General features: G+C 57.5%; 1 pseudogene. It reads left to right on the top strand.

The features are described 5' to 3' along the window. A pseudogene (locus K9857_RS30230) lies at positions 1-699 on the top strand (hypothetical protein); the annotation flags it as partial.

Here is a 699-nt window from a genome sequence, read left to right as displayed (position 1 = left end):
TCTTGAGCAATGGACACGTGTCGTCACCCAGTCCATCAGCCTTGGACGCACCAGCACCATCGTCAACTCCCCCTCGGTTCAGGGGGCGGGCGGATTGCTGCCGTTGGCGGCGCTGGTGGTCAACGTGCTTAACGCGGGAGCGTATGCCCGGCAGGCAGCGATGCTGGAAGAGGGGGATGCGCAGCGGCAGGCGGATGGTTTGTCGGCGTATTTGTATGCGGGGGCGGCGTTGGGGGCGGTGATTCAGAATTGGATGATTTTGGGGAAGGGGGTGAATGAGATCAGCTTAAATAGGGGCTCTTTCTCCCTCACCGCACCGACTCTGACGCTATTTGGGGCGATTGCAGGAGGATTGTCATTTAGAGCTGCAGTCAGTGAGTTCACTTCACTGCAAATTCAGATGGAGGCCTCACAGAAGAATATTGACCCTTGGCTACGAATGAAAAGTTTAGCCGTCGATGGCCAAATCGCAGTTTATGGAACCCAAGGATTGCTTGGTTTAAGTCTAACCGGCATGCGGCTGGCCAATAGAATCCGCACCCCCGAGGCCATACGCCGTTTCCGCTTGGGTATGGGGCCGATCAACCTGCTGCTGTTAGCGCTCGGCGGACTGTACATGTTCGCCACGTTCCGTCAGGCCAACCCGTTGCAGAACTACCTGGCCAACTGCTGCTGGTCCCATCGCCGAGCCAGCGATAC

Source organism: Pseudomonas sp. REP124, assembly GCF_020164475.1.
GTDB lineage: Bacteria > Pseudomonadota > Gammaproteobacteria > Pseudomonadales > Pseudomonadaceae > Aquipseudomonas.
The sequence above is the reverse complement of the archived record's forward strand: the minus strand, read 5'-3'. Positions and strand labels throughout refer to the sequence as shown.